Raw genomic sequence first — 15344 nt, 5'->3', positions numbered from 1 at the left:
CGGACCGCGTTCAGCGGGTGGACGCGACGGACGCGCTCTCGCTGTCGCGGGCGACCTGCTCGATCCGGTCCCGGATCAGGGCCATCTGCGTACGGGAGTTGCGGTTGATGTTGTCCGTCATCCAGTCGTCGTCGACCGGGGCGTCGGGCTTCATCGCGAAGTCCTGCGTCCAGCGCATCTGCACACCGCCCGGCAGTTCCGCGTACTCCCACACGATGTCCATGTGGGCGAACGGACCCGTCTCGACCCGGCGGGCCCGGACGGTCCGCTTCTCGCGGTCCGGCGTGCGCTCCGACACCCAGCTCCACACCTTCCCGTTGTCGTCCGGGTGCATGGTGAGCCGGAACGTCGTCGTGGCGCCCTCACGGGAGAGGACCTCCACGGACGCGTACTCGCTGAACAGCCGGGGCCAGTTGTCCAGGTCGTTGGTCATCTCCCACACGAGGTCGAAGGGAGCGTCGATGGTGATGCTGTTCTCGGTGTGTCCTGCCACTTTCAGGCTCCAGCCGTGAGGGTGCTGTTGATCAGGTTCAGGAACTCGCGGGGCGTCCGGCAGCGCTCCGAGTCGGGGGGAAGCGACTGGCCGTACCGGTTCTCCAGCTCGCCGACGATGCCGAGCAGGCCGAGCGAGTCGAGACCGAAGACGTCGAAGGGGGACCCCGCCGACTCCCTGAGCTCCTTGGGGTCGACGGTGATGCCGGCGGCCTGCTTCATCAGCGCGGACAGCTCGTCGAAGGTCACTTCGGTGGTGATCATGGGTGCCTGCTCCTTCCCCGCCCGGTCCTAACGGGCGGAATCGTCACCGCGGCGCACGACCAGCGCCGCGTTGGAGCCCATCAGTCCCCGGCTGAGGACGAGGGCGGTACGCAGTTCGGCCGGGCGGGCGTGCGCCGTCACCAGGTCGAGGTCATGGCAGACGTCGAACACGTTCGGTGTCGGGGGCACCGAGCCGTGTTCCATGGCGAGCACCGCCGCCACCGTGTCCAGCACGGGAGCCGCGCAGTAGGCGCGGCCGATGCCCGTCTTGGGCGCCGTCACCGGGACCCGGGTGCCGTGCGCGCCGAGCGCGTCGGCGAGCGCCAGCGCCTCCGCGCGGTCCGCCTCGGGCACGCCCAGGGCGTCGGCGAACACGACGTCGATCTCCTCCGGGGCGCAGCCCGCCTCGTCGAGGGCGCCACTGATCGCACGGGCCAGACCCTCCCGGGACTCCGCCCAGCGGGACGCCCCGGTGAACGTCGCGGCATGGCCGGCCACGACGGCCCGTACCGGCACCCCGCGCTCACGCGCCCGGTCCTCGTCCTCGACGACGAGCAGGGCGCCGCCCTCGGCGGGCACGAATCCGCACGCCTTCTCGGTGAACGGACGGTAGGCACGGTCGGGGTCGTCGAGGGTGCTGAGCTCGGGGTAACCGAGCTGGCACACCATCGAGTACGGGGCCAGCGGCGCCTCGGCGGCGCCCACGACCATGACGTCGGTACCGCGGTGCACGGCCCGTGCCGCGTGCGCGAGGGAGTCCAGACCGCCGGCCTCGTCGCTCGCCACCACCCCGCAGGGCCCCTTGAGGCCGCCCCGGATGGAGATCTGGCCGGTGCTGGCGGCGTAGAACCAGGCGATGGACTGGTACGGGCCGACGTACTTGGAGCCCTTGCCCCACAGTTTCTGCAGCTCGCGCTGGCCGAACTCGCCGCCTCCGGAACCGGCGGCGGTGACCACGCCGATGGAGAACGGCTCGGCGGGGTCGCCGCCGAGTCCCGCGTCGTCGAGGGCGAGGGCGGCCGCCGCCATCGCGAAGTGGCTGAACCGGTCGGTCTGGACGAGGAACCGGTCCTCGATGAGGCCCGACGGGTCGAAGGCCCGCACCTCGCCGGCCACCCGCAGCGGCAGCTGCCCGCAGCCCTCGCGGCCGATCAGGTCCAGTACGGTGAGCCCTTCGTTGACCGACTTCCAGTACGCGTCGGTGCGCAGTCCGTTGGGCGCGATCACACCGATGCCGGTGACGGCCGCGCGCCGGGGGTGACGGTTGCTCATCGTGTCCTCCCGCCCGGCCCGGTCAGCAGCACCGCGGACTGGAAGCCGCCGAACCCGCTGCCCACGGAGAGCACGTTGTCCAGCTTCCGCGGGCGGGCGGTGCGCGGCACGTAGTCCAGGTCGCACTCCGGGTCGGGGGTCTCGTAGTTCGCCGTCGGCGGCACCACCTGGTGCCGCAGCGCGAGCACGCAGGCGACGACCTCGATCGCGCCGATCGCGCCGAGCGAGTGCCCCACCATCGACTTGATGGAGCTCATCGGCGTCTCATGGGCGTGCGCGCCCAGGGACCGCTTCACGGCGGCCGTCTCGTGCCGGTCGTTCTGCCGGGTGCCGGAGCCGTGCGCGTTGACGTAGTCGATCCGTGTGGGGTCGATACGGGCCTGGTCGAGTGTGCTGTCGATCGCCCGGGCCATCTCCAGTCCCTCACTGGTCAGACCGGTCATGTGGTAGGCGTTGCCGTAGGTGGCGTAGCCGCTGATCTCGCAGAGGATCTCCGCGCCGCGCGCCCGTGCGTGCTCGTACTCCTCCAGGACGAGTACGGCCGCGCCCTCGCCCATCACGAAGCCGTCGCGGTGGGCGTCGAAGGGCCGGGAGGCGTGCTCCGGGTCGTCGTTGTTGGGCGAGGTCGCCTTGATGGCGTCGAAGCAGGCCATCGTGATCGGTGAGATCGGCGAGTCCGACGCCCCCGCGATGCACACGTCGGCGCGGCCCTCCGCGACGGTGTGGAAGGCGTAACCCACCGCGTCGAGGCCGGAGGTGCAGCCGGTGGAGACCGTCTGCACCGGCCCCCGGGCGCCGAACCGCTCGGCGACGACCGAGGCCAGCGTGCTCGGCTGGAACGCGGTGTGCAGCTGAGGCCCGGCCTTCTCGTGGTCCACGTCCCAGCGCCGGCCGCCTTCGCTGACCCGGACGTAGTCCTGTTCCAGCCGGGTGGTGCCGCCCACCGCGCTGCCCAGCGAGACCGCCGTGCGCCAGGGGTTCCCGGCGGCGATGTCGAGCCCGGAGTGCCGGACCGCCTCCGTGGCCGCGACCACGGCGAACTGGACGTAACGGTCCGCGCGTTGGCACAGTTCCGCGTCCAGTCCGTGCTGGAAGGGGTCGAAGTCGCACTCGGCGGCTATGCGGGAACGCAGCCCCGCCGGGTCGAACAGGGAGATGCCGCGGGTCGCGGTGCGGCCGGCCGCCAGAAGATCCCAGAAAGCCGTCGCCCCGATGCCGCCGGGAGCGACCACACCTATACCGGTGACGGCCACCCGGCGGGTCATTTTATGGCCTCGCTGGGCTCGGCGACCCGGCCTTGCTCCGGCCCGCCGACCGCCAACTGGGGACCGGCGGCCGCGCCTTCGGTCTCCTCCGTGTCGACGTGGCCGAGGCTCGGGTGCGGGGCGAGCGGCCCCAGATGGAACACCATCCGGGCCTCCCGCTCGCCGACGTTGCGGAAGCGGTGCCGCATGTCGACGGGAATCAACAGCCCTTGGTCGGCGCGGAGCGCGAACGGCTCTCCGTCCAGGTCCACTTCGAGCGCGCCGCTGACGACGTACACGAACTCCTCGGAGTACGGGTGGTAGTGCTCGCCGATGCGCTCGCCGGGCTTGATGATCGCCAGGCCCATGAAGCCGCTGGTGGAACCCACGGTGGCCGGGGTGAGCAGGGTTCTGAGGTCACCCCCGCGCCGTCGGTTGGGTTCCGTCTCGCTCAGGTCCACGATGCGTGGATGCTGCTGGGACATGGTTGATACCTCCGGGTGTTGCGGTGACGTCCGCGCGGGCACGGCCGCGGACGTCACCGCGGTGAACCGTCAGGCGTCCGCCGCGCTGCGGTCGGTGACGGGCAGCATGTCGGCGTGTGCCAGAAGCCGGTTGAGATTGCGCTCGGAGTCCAGGGAGCCCTCGACGCCGATCGCGGCGCCGTCCAGGAGCCGCTCCAGTTCGGCCGCCTTCCCGGCGCCCTTGATGCCGAGGGCGGCGAGCGGGTCCAGGTCCAGCTGGCCGGTGACGTCGACGAGCCGTACGACGGTGTCGTCCCGCTGGAACACGGTGCTGGCGTGCACCGGGCTGTCCGGGTCTTCGGTCGCCGCCTCGTCCTGGTGGGCGAGGAACCGGGCCAGTTCCATGCCGCGGCCCTTGACGGCCGGGTAGTACAGCGCGTGCCGGCTTACGGCGGCCGGCTCGGGCCCGCCCGCCACCACGTGATGCACGGCGGGGAGCGCGGCCCGGGTGAAGAACACCCGGGCGGAGTCGGGGTCGGAGAGGTCCCGGTCCTGCTCCAGATAGGGGTTGAGGGCCTCCTCGACCGCCCGGATCTCCGGCTGCCGGGCGACGTGGCGCAGCGCGGCCAGCAGGTCGCCCTCCACCTCTACCGCCCGTACGACACGGTTGCCGTGCATGAACAGGGAGGTGCGGCGCAGCCGCGTGGTGTCGTCGACCTGCGCCTTGGGCGACTGATAGCCCGACAGCAGCTCGGCGACCTTGGACTCGGAGCCCGGCTTCACGGTGAAGGTGAGGGCGTGGCGGGCCACACCGTCGCCGACACGGGCCGCCGACTGGAGCCCCCCGGTCGCGGCCTCGGCGCTCAGCGGCCGTCCGGGGTGGGTCTCGCGGAGAATGCTGTAGCGCATCGACCGGGTGTCCCGGACGCAGCTGTGCATCGGCCGGACGGTCTCGACGTGCTCCTCGCTGTTCACCCACGCCAGGAACGGCGGGGCGCTCTCCCACTCGCTGGTGATGAGCCACTGCGAGGGGTTCTCGATCGACTGGCACAACTGGTCACTGAGGTGACCGGGAACGGACGCCACCTGGTTGCGCATGTGCTCGTATGCGTCGAGGAACTGCTCCTGGGCTCCTTCGTACAGGTCGAGCAGCAGGATCACCCGCAGCCTGGAGCCGTCGAAAGCGGACTGCGATATGCGTCCCGACATGGTCATCCGGCGCACCTCTCCTCTTCTTGAAGGTCAGGAACGACCGCCGTGTCCGGTGGGACGCCGGTCGCCATGAGTCGATGGTCGATCCGGCCTCCCGGGATGCGCGAGCGACACGGGGCACCTGGGTGAACCGCGCGCCATCCGGGTGCCGCGGGGACGCGGACGGGCCCGCACCGGGCATGGAATGTGCGTCCTGTTCCTCAGCCCGTCGAGGGTGATGCTGGAGGAGTTTCAATGAACCGATCGGACTCGGCCGGGGAGGCGGTCCACCGCACTCCCGTCCTCATCGTCGGAGGCTCCCTGGTGGGCCTGTCGACGTCCCTGTTCCTGGGGCGGCTCGGCGTGCCGCACACACTCGTCGAGCGTCACGCCGGCACGTCGATCCATCCGCGGGGGCGCGGCAACAACGTACGCACGATGGAGCTGTTCCGGACCGCCGGGGTGGACGGGCGGATCGCGGACGCCGCCTCCGTCCTCGCGGACAACCACGGCATCCTGCAGACGCCTTCCCTGGTGGGCGACGCGGGGGAGTGGCTGTTCCGGGAGATCGACCCCGGCGGCGGGCTGGCCCGGTTCAGTCCGGCCGGCTGGTGCCTGTGCAGCCAGAACGACCTCGAACCGGTGCTGCTGAGAAGTGCCCGGGAGCTGGGCGGGGATCTGCGGTTCGGCACCGAGATGCTCTCCTTCGACCAGGACCGTGACGGGGTGACCGCTCGGCTCAAGAGCAGGGAGACCGGCGAGCACACCACCGTCCGGGCCGACTATCTCGTCGCCGCCGACGGTCCGCGCAGTCCCGTACGGGAGCGGCTCGGCATCGGGCAGAACGGTCCCGGGGACCTGTTCCACAACGTCAGTGTCACCTTCACCTCCCGCGATCTCGCGGATGTGGTCGGCGACCGGCGGTTCATCGTCTGCTACCTCACCAGCCCGGACGCCGACGGGGCGCTGCTGCCGGTCGACAACCGGGAGAAATGGGTGTTCCACGCGCCGTGGCACCCCGAACACGGCGAGACGATCGAGGAGTTCACCGACGAGCGGTGCGCCGCGCACATCCGGCGGGCCGTCGGCGTACCCGACCTCGACGTGACGATCACCGGGCGGGCCGCCTGGCACGCGGCCGAGCGGGTCGCCGAACGGTACGCCGACCAGCGGGTGTTCCTGGCGGGGGACTCGGCGCACGAGATGTCGCCCACGGGGGCGTTCGGGTCCAACACCGGGATCCAGGACGCGCACAACCTCGCGTGGAAGCTGGCGGCCGTGCTGGGAGGGTGGGCCGGGCCCGGGCTCCTCGCGTCGTACGACGCGGAGCGGCGGCCTGTCGCGGAGGCGACGAGTGCGCGGGCGTCCACGCGGTCCGTGGAGCACAGCCACCCCGGGTACACGCCCGCGGAGGGAGCCGGGGGCGGGCCCGGGGGGCGCAAGGGCGGGATCCTCAATGTGGCACTGGCGTACCGGTATCCGCGCGGAGCGGTGGTGGGGGCGGATCCGGGTACGGCGGTCGTGCCGGACGGGGTCGTGCTGAACGGGGAGCCCGGGAGCCGGGCTCCGCACCTGTGGGTGAGGCGGGGTGGCTCACGGATCTCCACGCTCGATCTGTACGAGCGGGCACTGGTGCTGCTGAGCTCGGAGGGTGGGGGGTGGCATGCGGCGGGGGCCGAGGTGGCGGCGTCGCTGTCGGTTCCGCTGGACTCGTACCGGGTCGGGGGCGGGGCCGGGGCCGACCTGGTCCCTGAGCCCGGGCCCGAGTGGGCCGCCGCCCACGGGATCACCCCGTCGGGGGCGGTGCTGGTCCGCCCCGACGGGTTCGTGGCGTGGCGCCACGAGGGCGAGTCCGCGGACCCGGCGAAGTCCCTGGCGGAGGCGGTGAAGGCGGTTCTGTCCCGGGACTGAGGGGTGGCTGCCGCCGCAGGGTGGCGGGGGTGGGCTGCGGTGCGCTCCGCTGTGGGGTGCCGCTGCGCCCACCCGTGCCGCCCCTGCGGCACGACTGCCCGCAGCTGGGGCAGTTGGCCGCAGGCAGCGGCCGCTGCCTGGCGCTGCGGCAGTTGCTCGCAGGTGCGGCCGCTGACCGTAGCCGCGTGGGGCTGGGTGCTGCTACGGGGTGCCGATGCCGCGGCCTCGTTCGGACTTGGACTGGTGTTGTTCGTAGCGTTGGAGGGCGGGGCCGTCGGCGTCCCAGGGCCAGGGGGTGGCCATGCCCTGGAGGGTCTGGAAGACCGGGTGCGCGTCGGCGGCGCGGCCGGCCGCGCACAGCGCGTACGCCAGCACGTTCAGGTCGGCCTGCGCCGCCGCGTGCTGGAAGAAGCCCGGTTTCGCCCACAGCGCGGCCGCCTGCTCCAGCGCGGCCGCGATCTGGCCGCCCTCCCACAGCTGACCGGCGGTCATGGCCCGCACCCCGCCCTGTGCGAGCAGCCCCTGGTACTGCCGTACGGCGGCGGTCAACTCAACGGCGGCGCAGGGCGCGTTGGCCGGTATCCGGGTGCGCACCACGTCGACGAAGTCGAGTACGGCCGCGCTGGAGCCGCCCTCCTCCGGGGACAGATACGCGAGCATCTGCAGATACGCCTCGCGGTGCCAGCGGTCGCGCCCGGTGGCCTCCCGCCAGATGGCGTTGACGTCGTTCTGGCCGTAGCGCTCGATCCGGGACACCCCGAGCAGGACGACCCACGGAAGCGGATCCTCAGGTCTTCGCTCGGCGGCCTCGTGGCACTGGCCGATCAACCGCCCGGCGTCCTCAAGGTGTCCGTCCCGCAGACCGCGGGCCAGTCCGGCCCAGGAGTGCAACAGCAGGGCGTCCGGACTCGCCGGCTCCCGGCTCAGCCACGCCGTCGCGATCCCCACGTCGGCGGTCGCCTCGGCCAGTACGGACATCCGGTGCCCGCGCCGGTCCCAGTCGTCGCCGGTCTCCTCCAGCAGCGCGGACACGAGGGTCACGTCCGCGGTCTTGCCGCCCCCGTTCCGCTTGCTCAACTTTCCTAGTACGCGGGTGAGTTCGGCATCGTCGAGGGCGGGTGCTATCCGGGGACGTCGGCTGGTGCGACTGCTGAAGAGAGCCATGCGGGAAGACTAGGAACTTCGCGTGCCAAGGCAACCCGGACGGGGATGATCGTTATCGATCTGCCCCTTACCGTCGGTAGCGCGGGCAGACCGGGGCGGGGCCGGACATCTCACCGGCCCCGCACCCTCGTTCCGTCCGCGTTCCGCTTGCCGCCTTCCGGAGTGGTCAGACCGCCGGAGCCGGGTAGGTCGGGTACTCCACCCCGGAAACGTACTGGACGACGCGGACCACCTGGCAGGAGTAGCCGAACTCGTTGTCGTACCAGAGGTAGAGGATCGCGTTGTCGCCCTCGACCTTCAGCGCGCCCGCGTCGACGATCGACGCGTGGCGGGAGCCGACGAAGTCGCTGGAGACCGCGTCGGGCGCGCTGATGAAGTCGATCTGGCGCTTCAGCGGCGAGGTCAGCGACACGTTCCGCAGATGCTCCAGAACCTCCTGGCGGTCGGCCGCGCGGCCCAGTTGGAGGTTGAGGATGGCGATCGAGACGTTCGGTACGGGAACGCGGATCGAGCTGCCGGTGATGGTCGCGTCGAGGTCGGGCAGTGCCTTGGCGACGGCGGACGCGGCACCCGTCTCGGTGATCACCATGTTCAGCGGCGCCGACCGGCCCCGGCGCTCCGACTTGTGGTAATTGTCCAGCAGATTCTGGTCGTTGGTGAACGAGTGCACCGTCTCCACATGCCCGCGCAGCACCCCGTACTCGTCCGCCATCGCCTTCAGCGGCGGCACGATCGCGTTGGTGGTGCAGGACGCGCAGGACAGGATCCGCTCGTCCGGCTTGAGGGTGTCGTGGTTGACGCCGTGCACGATGTTGGGCACGTCGCCCTTGCCGGGCGCGGTCAGCACCACCTTGTCGATGCCGGGGCGCAGATGCAGCGAGAGCCCCTCGCGGTCGCGCCAGATGCCGGTGTTGTCGATGAGGATGGCGTTCTTGATGCCGTACGCCGTGTAGTCGATCTCCGTCGGGTCGCCCGCGTAGATCACCTTGATGGTGTTGCCGTTGGCGACGATCGTGCTGTTCGCCTCGTCGACGGTGATGGTGCCCTGGAACTGGCCGTGCACGGAGTCGCGGCGCAGCAGCGAGGCCCGCTTGACGATGTCCTGCTCGCCGCCCCGGCGGACCACGATCGCGCGCAGCCGCAGCCCGTTGCCCGACCCCGACTTCTCGATGAGCAGCCGGGCCAGCAGCCGCCCGATGCGGCCGAAGCCGTACAGGACCACGTCACGCGGCTCACGGCGGTCGATCTTGTCGGCGCCGGTCGCGCCGGCGACGGCCTCGGCGGTGAACTCGGCCACCGACAGACCCCGGTCGTCGGCCCGGTGGGCCTCGGCGAGCAGGCCGATGTCGATCTGGGACGGGCCGAGGTCGAGCGCGGTGAGCGCCTGGAGGAACGGCAGCGTCTCGGTGACCGAGAGCTCCTCGCCGGCGATCTGCCGGGCGAATCGGTGGGTCTTGAGGATGCTGACCACTGACTTGTTCACCAGGGAGCGACTGTGCAGCAGGACGGTCACGTCCCGCTCCCGGTGCAGCTTCCCGATGATCGGGATCATCGACTCCGCGATCTCCTCGCGGTGTTTCCAATGGGTGAACGAGTCTTCGTTGACAGTCACAGGATCATCTTTCGAGCTAGAGGGTGCTCATATGATAGCCATGCGGACTGTCGGGGCCCCGGGGGGTGCCGAACGGCAGGTGAACGCCGTGAATCGAGGGGTTGCGCGAGAGGCGAACGGGTACGCGTGCAGCACCGTGCCCGGGCCGGATCCTGTCCCGGGTGGGCCCGTACGACCGCCGCTACCAGGGAATCTGCCATGGACACACCCGCGCACGAGAACAACGCCCCCACCACGCCCGCGCAGCGGGCCCTGGACGCCCTGTCGGAGAACACGCAGGACACGACGGCGCTGGACGCCCTCGCCAACAGTGATGTGCTGATCCCGGTGCCGGACGACGCGGGCGACGAGGAGGCCGCCGACCCCGGCGCGGTCGCCCTGCCGGTGCTGGAGCAGCCGGGCGGCAACCAGGTGGTGCCCGTGTTCACATCCGAACTGGAGATGGCCGGACTGCTGCCGTTCGTCTCCCGCTACCGGCTGGTCCCGCTCGGCGCGCTCGCCGCCCAGTGGCCGGCCGAGGACCTGTCCCTCACCATCGACGGCAGCTCCGAGCACCGCCTGACGCTCACCTCGGAGGGGGTGCGCACACTCCTCGCCCGTCCGTGACCCAGGGCCTGATCCGCCGGACAGGCCCTACTCGCCCAGCGTGCGGGCCAGCGCCGCGCGCTGCAGCGGGAGCACCTCGCCGTGCAGCTCGCGGCCCTTGCCGGTGAGCCGTACATAGACGCCGCGCCGGTCCTCCAGGCACAGGCTGCGCTCGACCAGGCCGTCCTTCTCCAGACGGGCGATCAGGCGGGACAGCGCGCTCTGGCTGAGGTGGAGACGGCCCACCAGGTTCTGCACCCGGCAGTGTTCCCCGTCCCGGGGCGTCGCGGTCGCGAGCAGGTCGAGCACCTCGAAGTCGGAGGCGCCGAGACCGTACGGATGCAGTGCGCGGTCGATCTCGCCCAGGGTGCGCGCGTGCACCGTGAGGATCTCCCGCCACCGTTCCTCGAGCCGCGCCTCGGTCTTCGCTGCCATACTCGAACCGTAACACTTGTTCGAGATTCAATGACCGCGCAAGGATCACCCTCGGCGGCAGGTCAGGCGGCACCTTCCTGGAACAGACCGACGAGGTTGCCGTCCGGGTCCTGCACGGCGGCGATCAGCGTGCCGCCGCCCACGTCCTGGACGTCCTGCAGCGGCTTCGCACCCGCCTCCAGCAGCCGGGCCAGGGTCGCCCGGATGTCGGACACGGTCCAGTAGGGCACCGGCCCGGTCATGCCCTTGCCGTGACCGTGCGGGTCCAGACCGATCTCATGGGTGCCGGTCCGGAACCCGACGTAGTACGGCTCGTCCGCGTACGGCTCCGTCCCGAGCAGCGTCCGGAACAGCTCCTTCGCCGGGCCGACGTCCTTCACGGGGTAGACGATGGTCTTCAGCGCGTGGGTCATGGCGTACTCCTCCTCGAAGCGGGGCCGGCGCCCGGTGTGCGCCGATGACCTCACGTTAGGCCGGGGGAGGGCCACCCGGCTTCTCCGATCCTGACCGCCTCGGCCGTCCGGGGGCTTCGTCCGCCGGGGGCCTTCTACGTCGAGTCCCGCTTCACCAGCTCCGTCGGCAGGATCACCGCAGCCGGGTCCTCGCCGCCGATCTGGGCCAGCAGCACCCGCACCATCTCCGTACTGATGCGGTCCCACGGCTGGCGGATCGTGGTGAGCTCCGGACTCGCGGCGACGGCCGCCGGGGAGTCGTCGAAACCGCCGACCGCCACGTCCTCGGGCACCCGTCGCCCCGACCGCTGCAGCGCGGTGAGCACACCCTGGGCCATCAGATCGGAGGCGACGAACACCGCGTCCATGTCCGGGACCCGCGCCAGCAGCCGCTCCGCGCCCGCCTCACCGCTGGCCCTGCTGTAGTCCCCGGAGACCACCAGCCGCTCGTCGGCCTCCACACCCGCCTCGGCGAGCACCTCCCGGTACCCGGCCAGACGCTCCACACCGCCCGGCGTGTCCGGCGGGCCGGTCACCACGCCGATCCGCCGCCGCCCCAGCGCCAGCAGATGCCGCACCATGTCCCGCGCGCCGTCCCGGTCGTCGGCGGCCACATAACTCACCTTCGAACCCAGCCCGATCGGCTTCCCGCACGCCACCAGCGGCACCCCGGCCGCCCGCAGCTCCTCCGCCACCGGGTCACCCGAGTGACTGGACACCAGCAGCACCCCGTCGACGTGCCCGGCGGTGATGTACCGCGTGATACGCCGCCGTTCGTCGTCCGTGCCGGCCAGCATCAGCAGCAGCGGCACGTCGTGAGCGGCCAGCGCCTGCGTACAACCCCGCAGCAGCACATTGAAGTTGGGGTCCTCGAAGAACCGCTCCTGGGGCTCGGTGAGCAGAAACCCCACCGAGTCCGACCGGCCGGTGATCAGCGAACGGGCGTGCCGGTTCACGACGTACCCCGTCCTGCGGATGGCGGCGTTCACGGACTCCGCCGCGGCGGGGCTGACGTAGTGGCCGCCGTTGAGCACCCGCGAGACGGTGCCGCGCGAGACACCGGCCTCGCGCGCCACGTCGTGGATCGTCGGCGGCTTGCGCCGGCCCCCCGTGTTGCTCATGGTCATGACTTTACGGCCCCGGAGAGCAGATCCAGACTCCAGAACCGCTGGATGACCAGGAACAGCGCGACCAGCGGGAACACCGCGAGGAACGCCCCCGTGATCACCAGGGTGTACAGCGCCGGCGTGTTCGCGCCCTGTTCCAGCAGCGTGTACAGACCGAGGGTGATCGGGAACTTCTCGTCGTCGCTGAGCATGATGTACGGCAGCAGGAAGTTGTTCCAGATCGCCACGAACTGGAACAGGAACACCGTCACCAGTCCCGGCACCATCATCGGCAGCGCCACCCGGGAGAAGATCCGCCACTCGCCCGCGCCGTCCATCCGCCCGGCCTCCACCACGTCCGACGGCACCGCGGCCGCGGCGTAGATCCGCGCGAGGTAGACGCCGTACGGGGAGAGGATCTGCGGCAGCAGCACGGACAGATAGGAGTCCGTGAGGTCGGCCTTCGCCAGCAGCAGATACTGGGGGATGGCGAGGATCACCGGCGGCATCAGCACCCCCGCGAGCAGCACGTTGAACAGCGACTCGCGGCCCCGGAAGCGGTAGACCGCCAGCGCGTAGCCGCTGACCGCCGACACACACGTCGACAGCAGCGCGCCCAGCCCGGCGTACAGGGCGGAGTTGCCCATCCACTGCCAGTAGACGCCGTCGCGGTAGGCGCTGAGGTCGGCGACGTTGTCGGCGAAGCCGGTGCCGGGCCAGAACGTGAAGGTGGAGAACAGCTCCGAGCCGGACTTGGTGGACGCGATGACCACCCAGGCGACCGGCAGCAGACAGTAGACCGCGCCGAGCAGCAGGGTCAGGGTCGGGACCAGCGCGATCCTGCGGGGGCGCGCCGGGCCCCGGGTGGTGCCGGCCGCGGGCTCGGCCTTGCGCAGGGCCACAGAACTCATCGGGCCGCCTCCTGCTTGCTGCGTCGGTTGGCGGCCCGCAGGAACCCGAAGGACAGCACCAGCGTGGCGAGCGCGATCAGGGTGGCCTGTGCGGCGGCCGCGTAGATGTCGCCGTTGCCGAAGGCGTCCTGGTACACCTTCATCAGCGGACTCCAGGTGGTGGACACGGAGTTGGTGAGCGGCTTGAGCGTGGTCGGTTCGCTGAACACCTGGAGCGTCGCGATGATCGAGAAGAAGAAGGTCAGCACCAGCGAGGGCGCCACCATCGGGATCTTGATCCGCAGCGCGGTCTGCAGCGGCGTGGCCCCGTCCAGCCTGGCCGCCTCGTACACCTCGGCGGGGATGGCCCGCAGCGCGGTGTAGATGACGATCATGTTGAAGCCGGTGCCGCCCCAGACGGCGATGTTCGACAGCGCCAGATACAGCGGCCCGCCGTCCAGCAGATCCGGCTGTGGCAGACCGAACCTGTCGAGCACGAAGTAGAACGGGCTCACGTCCGGCAGATACAGGAAGCCCCACAGCAGGGCCGCCACGACACCGGGGATCGCGTACGGCAGGAAGATCGCGAGCCGGGTGACGGGCGCCAGCCGCACCCGCTCGGAGTCGAGCATCAGCGCGAACACCAGGGCCAGGCCCAGCATCACCGGTACCACGATGCAGCCGTAACCGAGCACCCGCAGCGCGCCGTCCAGCAGCTCGCTGTCGGACAGGGCGCCGGTGTAGTTCTCCAGACCGGCCCAGACCTCCTCGCGGGCGCCGGCACCGAGGCCGAGCCCGGAGACCCGCACCTTGCGGAAGCTGAGCCAGACGGCGTACCCGATGGGCAGCGCGAAGAACAGGAGGAACAACAGACCGGCGGGTATCAGGAACGCGTACGGGGCCCCCTTGACCCCGTACGACGTCCGGCGGGGCGTGGACCTCACTCCGCGACCCCGAAGCCCTGCTTCTTCAGGTCCGCGACCGTGTCCTCCTGCATGGTGGTCAGGGCGGCGGTGAAGCCCGACTTGTTCTTCGCGGCCGCGCCGAAGGCGTCCCTGAACGTCGTGTAGGCGACGTTGACGTTCGGGCCCCAGGCGGACGGCGCGGTGGTCTCCGCGATGTCGGCGGCCTTCCGGTAGAAGTCGGGCTGGTTGGAGAAGTACTCCGGCGCGGTGGTGAAGGCGCCGCTGAGCTGGGCCGACGTGGAGGCCGGATAGATGCCGCCCTCCTTCGCCAGCGCGTTCAGGGCGTCGCCGTCGGTGTTCAGCCAGGTGGCGAACTTCGCGGCGGCCTCCTTGTTCCCGGAGTCGGTGGTGACACCGGTCGAGGAACCGCCCCAGCTGCCCGTACGGCTCTCGCCGTCACCCCACTGGGGGAGCGGGGCCATGGCCCACTTGCCCTTGGTGTCCGGCGCGGCCGTGGTCAGCGTGCCGGGCGCCCACACCGCGCTCACCCACGCGATCTGCTTGCCGGTGTTCAGCGCCTTGTTCCAGGCCGGCGTGTACATCGGCTGGTTGTCGATGGCGCCCTCCTCGACCAGACCGCCCCAGAACTCGGCGACCCTCTTCGTCGCCGCGTCGTCGATGCCGACCTTCCACTTGTCGCCGGAGGTGGTCCACCACCGCGCGCCGGCCTGCTGGGCGAGGCCCGCGAACAGGCCGGAGTCGTTGGCGGAGAAGGTGGTCAGATCCTTGTCCGGCGCCTTCTTCTTCAGCGCGCGGGCCGTCTCGGCGAACTCCTCCCAGGTGGCCGGGACGGAGAGCCCGTACTCCTTGAACAGGTCCTCGCGGTAGTAGAACATCATCGGCCCGATGTCCTGCGGGACCGCGTAGACGGCGTCCGTGCCGAGCGTGGTCTGCTGCCAGACGCCGTCGGCGAACTTGCTCTTCGCGTCGCCCACGTCGTCACCGATGTCGGCGAGCGCGTCATTGCTGACCAGCGTCGGCAGCGCCTGGTACTCGGCCTGCACCAGGTCGGGCGCCTTGCCGGCCTTGTGCGCGGTGAGGATCTTGGTGACCAGCGTGTCGCCGGACGCCTGCTTCTTCACCGTGACGGTGATCTGCTCCTTCTTGCCCGGCCCCTTGTTCCACAGGTCGACGACCTTGTCCATGCCGGGGGTCCAGGTCCAGTACGTCAGTGAGACCGGCCCCGACTGCGCCGCGTCGTCGTCGGACGACGAGCCGCAGGCGGCGAGTGCGGTGGCGCCGAGCGCGACCGCGACGGCGGAACTCACGAGGCGACGGCGCTTCGTGTACGGCATGG

Annotated in this window: 16 protein-coding genes; 2 read left to right on the top strand and 14 right to left on the bottom strand. The window is 70.9% G+C overall.

The features are described from left to right. Window positions 1-10: 10 nt before the first annotated feature. The 6 genes from IF28_RS0122030 to IF28_RS0122005 form a co-directional block, all read right to left on the bottom strand. Window positions 11-493, bottom strand: a complete 483-nt coding sequence (locus tag IF28_RS0122030) for an SRPBCC family protein (RefSeq protein ID WP_030223168.1) — start codon at window positions 491-493, stop codon at window positions 11-13. Between the two features lie 2 nt (window positions 494-495). Then, window positions 496-756, bottom strand: coding sequence for an acyl carrier protein (locus tag IF28_RS0122025; RefSeq protein ID WP_030223166.1), 261 nt, complete (start codon window positions 754-756; stop codon window positions 496-498). A 27-nt stretch (window positions 757-783) separates the two neighbouring features. Beyond that, complete coding sequence (locus tag IF28_RS0122020; protein WP_030223164.1) at window positions 784-2028, bottom strand: beta-ketoacyl synthase N-terminal-like domain-containing protein; 1245 nt, start codon at window positions 2026-2028, stop codon at window positions 784-786. Next, entirely contained in the window at window positions 2025-3293 is a 1269-nt protein-coding gene (locus IF28_RS0122015; protein ID WP_030223160.1) for a beta-ketoacyl-[acyl-carrier-protein] synthase family protein, read from the bottom strand. The genes IF28_RS0122020 and IF28_RS0122015 overlap by 4 nt, the downstream gene beginning before the upstream one ends. Next, window positions 3290-3757 (bottom strand): cupin domain-containing protein, encoded by a 468-nt coding sequence (locus IF28_RS0122010; protein WP_030223157.1) that lies wholly within the window; start codon window positions 3755-3757, stop codon window positions 3290-3292. The genes IF28_RS0122015 and IF28_RS0122010 overlap by 4 nt, the downstream gene beginning before the upstream one ends. Before the next feature lie 69 nt (window positions 3758-3826). After that, a complete protein-coding gene (locus IF28_RS0122005) occupies window positions 3827-4951 on the bottom strand; it encodes a SchA/CurD-like domain-containing protein (RefSeq protein WP_030223154.1) in 1125 nt (374 codons plus the stop codon). A 231-nt stretch (window positions 4952-5182) separates the two neighbouring features. On the opposite strand from IF28_RS0122005, the gene IF28_RS0122000 reads away from it, so the two are divergent. Beyond that, window positions 5183-6838 carry an FAD-dependent oxidoreductase gene (locus tag IF28_RS0122000; RefSeq protein ID WP_030223151.1) on the top strand — a complete coding sequence of 552 codons (1656 nt, stop codon included), beginning with the start codon at window positions 5183-5185 and terminating at the stop codon, window positions 6836-6838. A gap of 201 nt (window positions 6839-7039) precedes the next feature. Here the strand turns inward: IF28_RS0122000 and IF28_RS0121995 are convergent, their stop codons facing one another. Continuing rightward, entirely contained in the window at window positions 7040-7915 is an 876-nt protein-coding gene (locus tag IF28_RS0121995; protein ID WP_234325309.1) for a hypothetical protein, read from the bottom strand. A gap of 253 nt (window positions 7916-8168) precedes the next feature. Continuing rightward, on the bottom strand, window positions 8169-9614 hold the full coding sequence (locus IF28_RS0121990; protein ID WP_030223147.1) for a glyceraldehyde-3-phosphate dehydrogenase: 1446 nt from the start codon (window positions 9612-9614) through the stop codon (window positions 8169-8171). 198 nt (window positions 9615-9812) lie between these two features. Here IF28_RS0121990 and IF28_RS0121985 point away from each other — a divergent pair, with 198 nt between their 5' ends. After that, on the top strand, window positions 9813-10220 hold the full coding sequence (locus IF28_RS0121985; protein ID WP_030223145.1) for an SseB family protein: 408 nt from the start codon (window positions 9813-9815) through the stop codon (window positions 10218-10220). Window positions 10221-10247: 27 nt separating this feature from the next. Here the strand turns inward: IF28_RS0121985 and IF28_RS0121980 are convergent, their stop codons facing one another. From IF28_RS0121980 to IF28_RS0121955, 6 genes are all read right to left on the bottom strand, one after another. Continuing rightward, window positions 10248-10634: a MarR family winged helix-turn-helix transcriptional regulator gene (locus tag IF28_RS0121980; protein WP_030223142.1), complete on the bottom strand. Its 387-nt coding sequence runs from the start codon at window positions 10632-10634 to the stop codon at window positions 10248-10250. Between the two features lie 62 nt (window positions 10635-10696). After that, entirely contained in the window at window positions 10697-11047 is a 351-nt protein-coding gene (locus IF28_RS0121975; RefSeq protein WP_030223140.1) for a VOC family protein, read from the bottom strand. A gap of 134 nt (window positions 11048-11181) precedes the next feature. After that, window positions 11182-12213, bottom strand: coding sequence for a LacI family DNA-binding transcriptional regulator (locus tag IF28_RS0121970; RefSeq protein WP_030223137.1), 1032 nt, complete (start codon window positions 12211-12213; stop codon window positions 11182-11184). Further along, window positions 12210-13103, bottom strand: a complete 894-nt coding sequence (locus IF28_RS0121965) for a carbohydrate ABC transporter permease (RefSeq protein WP_030223134.1) — start codon at window positions 13101-13103, stop codon at window positions 12210-12212. Before IF28_RS0121965 ends, IF28_RS0121970 begins: the two co-directional genes overlap by 4 nt. Further along, window positions 13100-14026 carry a carbohydrate ABC transporter permease gene (locus tag IF28_RS0121960; RefSeq protein ID WP_030223131.1) on the bottom strand — a complete coding sequence of 309 codons (927 nt, stop codon included), beginning with the start codon at window positions 14024-14026 and terminating at the stop codon, window positions 13100-13102. Before IF28_RS0121960 ends, IF28_RS0121965 begins: the two co-directional genes overlap by 4 nt. Next, complete coding sequence (locus IF28_RS0121955; protein WP_030223128.1) at window positions 14023-15342, bottom strand: ABC transporter substrate-binding protein; 1320 nt, start codon at window positions 15340-15342, stop codon at window positions 14023-14025. The genes IF28_RS0121960 and IF28_RS0121955 overlap by 4 nt, the downstream gene beginning before the upstream one ends. Window positions 15343-15344 lie beyond the last annotated feature (2 nt).

Source organism: Streptomyces sp. NRRL WC-3626 (assembly GCF_000718785.1).
GTDB classification, from domain to species: domain Bacteria; phylum Actinomycetota; class Actinomycetes; order Streptomycetales; family Streptomycetaceae; genus Streptomyces; species Streptomyces edwardsiae.
Note: the sequence above shows the minus strand (reverse complement) of the source record. Positions and strands in the feature narration are given on the sequence as shown.

What these genes read in the sequence shown, in the direction of transcription:
- IF28_RS0122025 (WP_030223166.1), bottom strand. Translation starts at nt 756, where the DNA reads ATGATCACCACCGAAGTGACCTTCGACGAGCTGTCCGCGCTGATGAAG.
- IF28_RS0122020 (WP_030223164.1), bottom strand. Translation starts at nt 2,028, where the DNA reads ATGAGCAACCGTCACCCCCGGCGCGCGGCCGTCACCGGCATCGGTGTG.
- IF28_RS0122015 (WP_030223160.1), bottom strand. Translation starts at nt 3,293, where the DNA reads ATGACCCGCCGGGTGGCCGTCACCGGTATAGGTGTGGTCGCTCCCGGC.
- IF28_RS0122010 (WP_030223157.1), bottom strand. Translation starts at nt 3,757, where the DNA reads ATGTCCCAGCAGCATCCACGCATCGTGGACCTGAGCGAGACGGAACCC.
- IF28_RS0122005 (WP_030223154.1), bottom strand. Translation starts at nt 4,951, where the DNA reads ATGACCATGTCGGGACGCATATCGCAGTCCGCTTTCGACGGCTCCAGG.
- IF28_RS0122000 (WP_030223151.1), top strand. Translation starts at nt 5,183, where the DNA reads ATGAACCGATCGGACTCGGCCGGGGAGGCGGTCCACCGCACTCCCGTC.
- IF28_RS0121985 (WP_030223145.1), top strand. Translation starts at nt 9,813, where the DNA reads ATGGACACACCCGCGCACGAGAACAACGCCCCCACCACGCCCGCGCAG.
- IF28_RS0121980 (WP_030223142.1), bottom strand. Translation starts at nt 10,634, where the DNA reads ATGGCAGCGAAGACCGAGGCGCGGCTCGAGGAACGGTGGCGGGAGATC.
- IF28_RS0121975 (WP_030223140.1), bottom strand. Translation starts at nt 11,047, where the DNA reads ATGACCCACGCGCTGAAGACCATCGTCTACCCCGTGAAGGACGTCGGC.
- IF28_RS0121970 (WP_030223137.1), bottom strand. Translation starts at nt 12,213, where the DNA reads ATGACCATGAGCAACACGGGGGGCCGGCGCAAGCCGCCGACGATCCAC.
- IF28_RS0121965 (WP_030223134.1), bottom strand. Translation starts at nt 13,103, where the DNA reads ATGAGTTCTGTGGCCCTGCGCAAGGCCGAGCCCGCGGCCGGCACCACC.
- IF28_RS0121955 (WP_030223128.1), bottom strand. Translation starts at nt 15,342, where the DNA reads ATGCCGTACACGAAGCGCCGTCGCCTCGTGAGTTCCGCCGTCGCGGTC.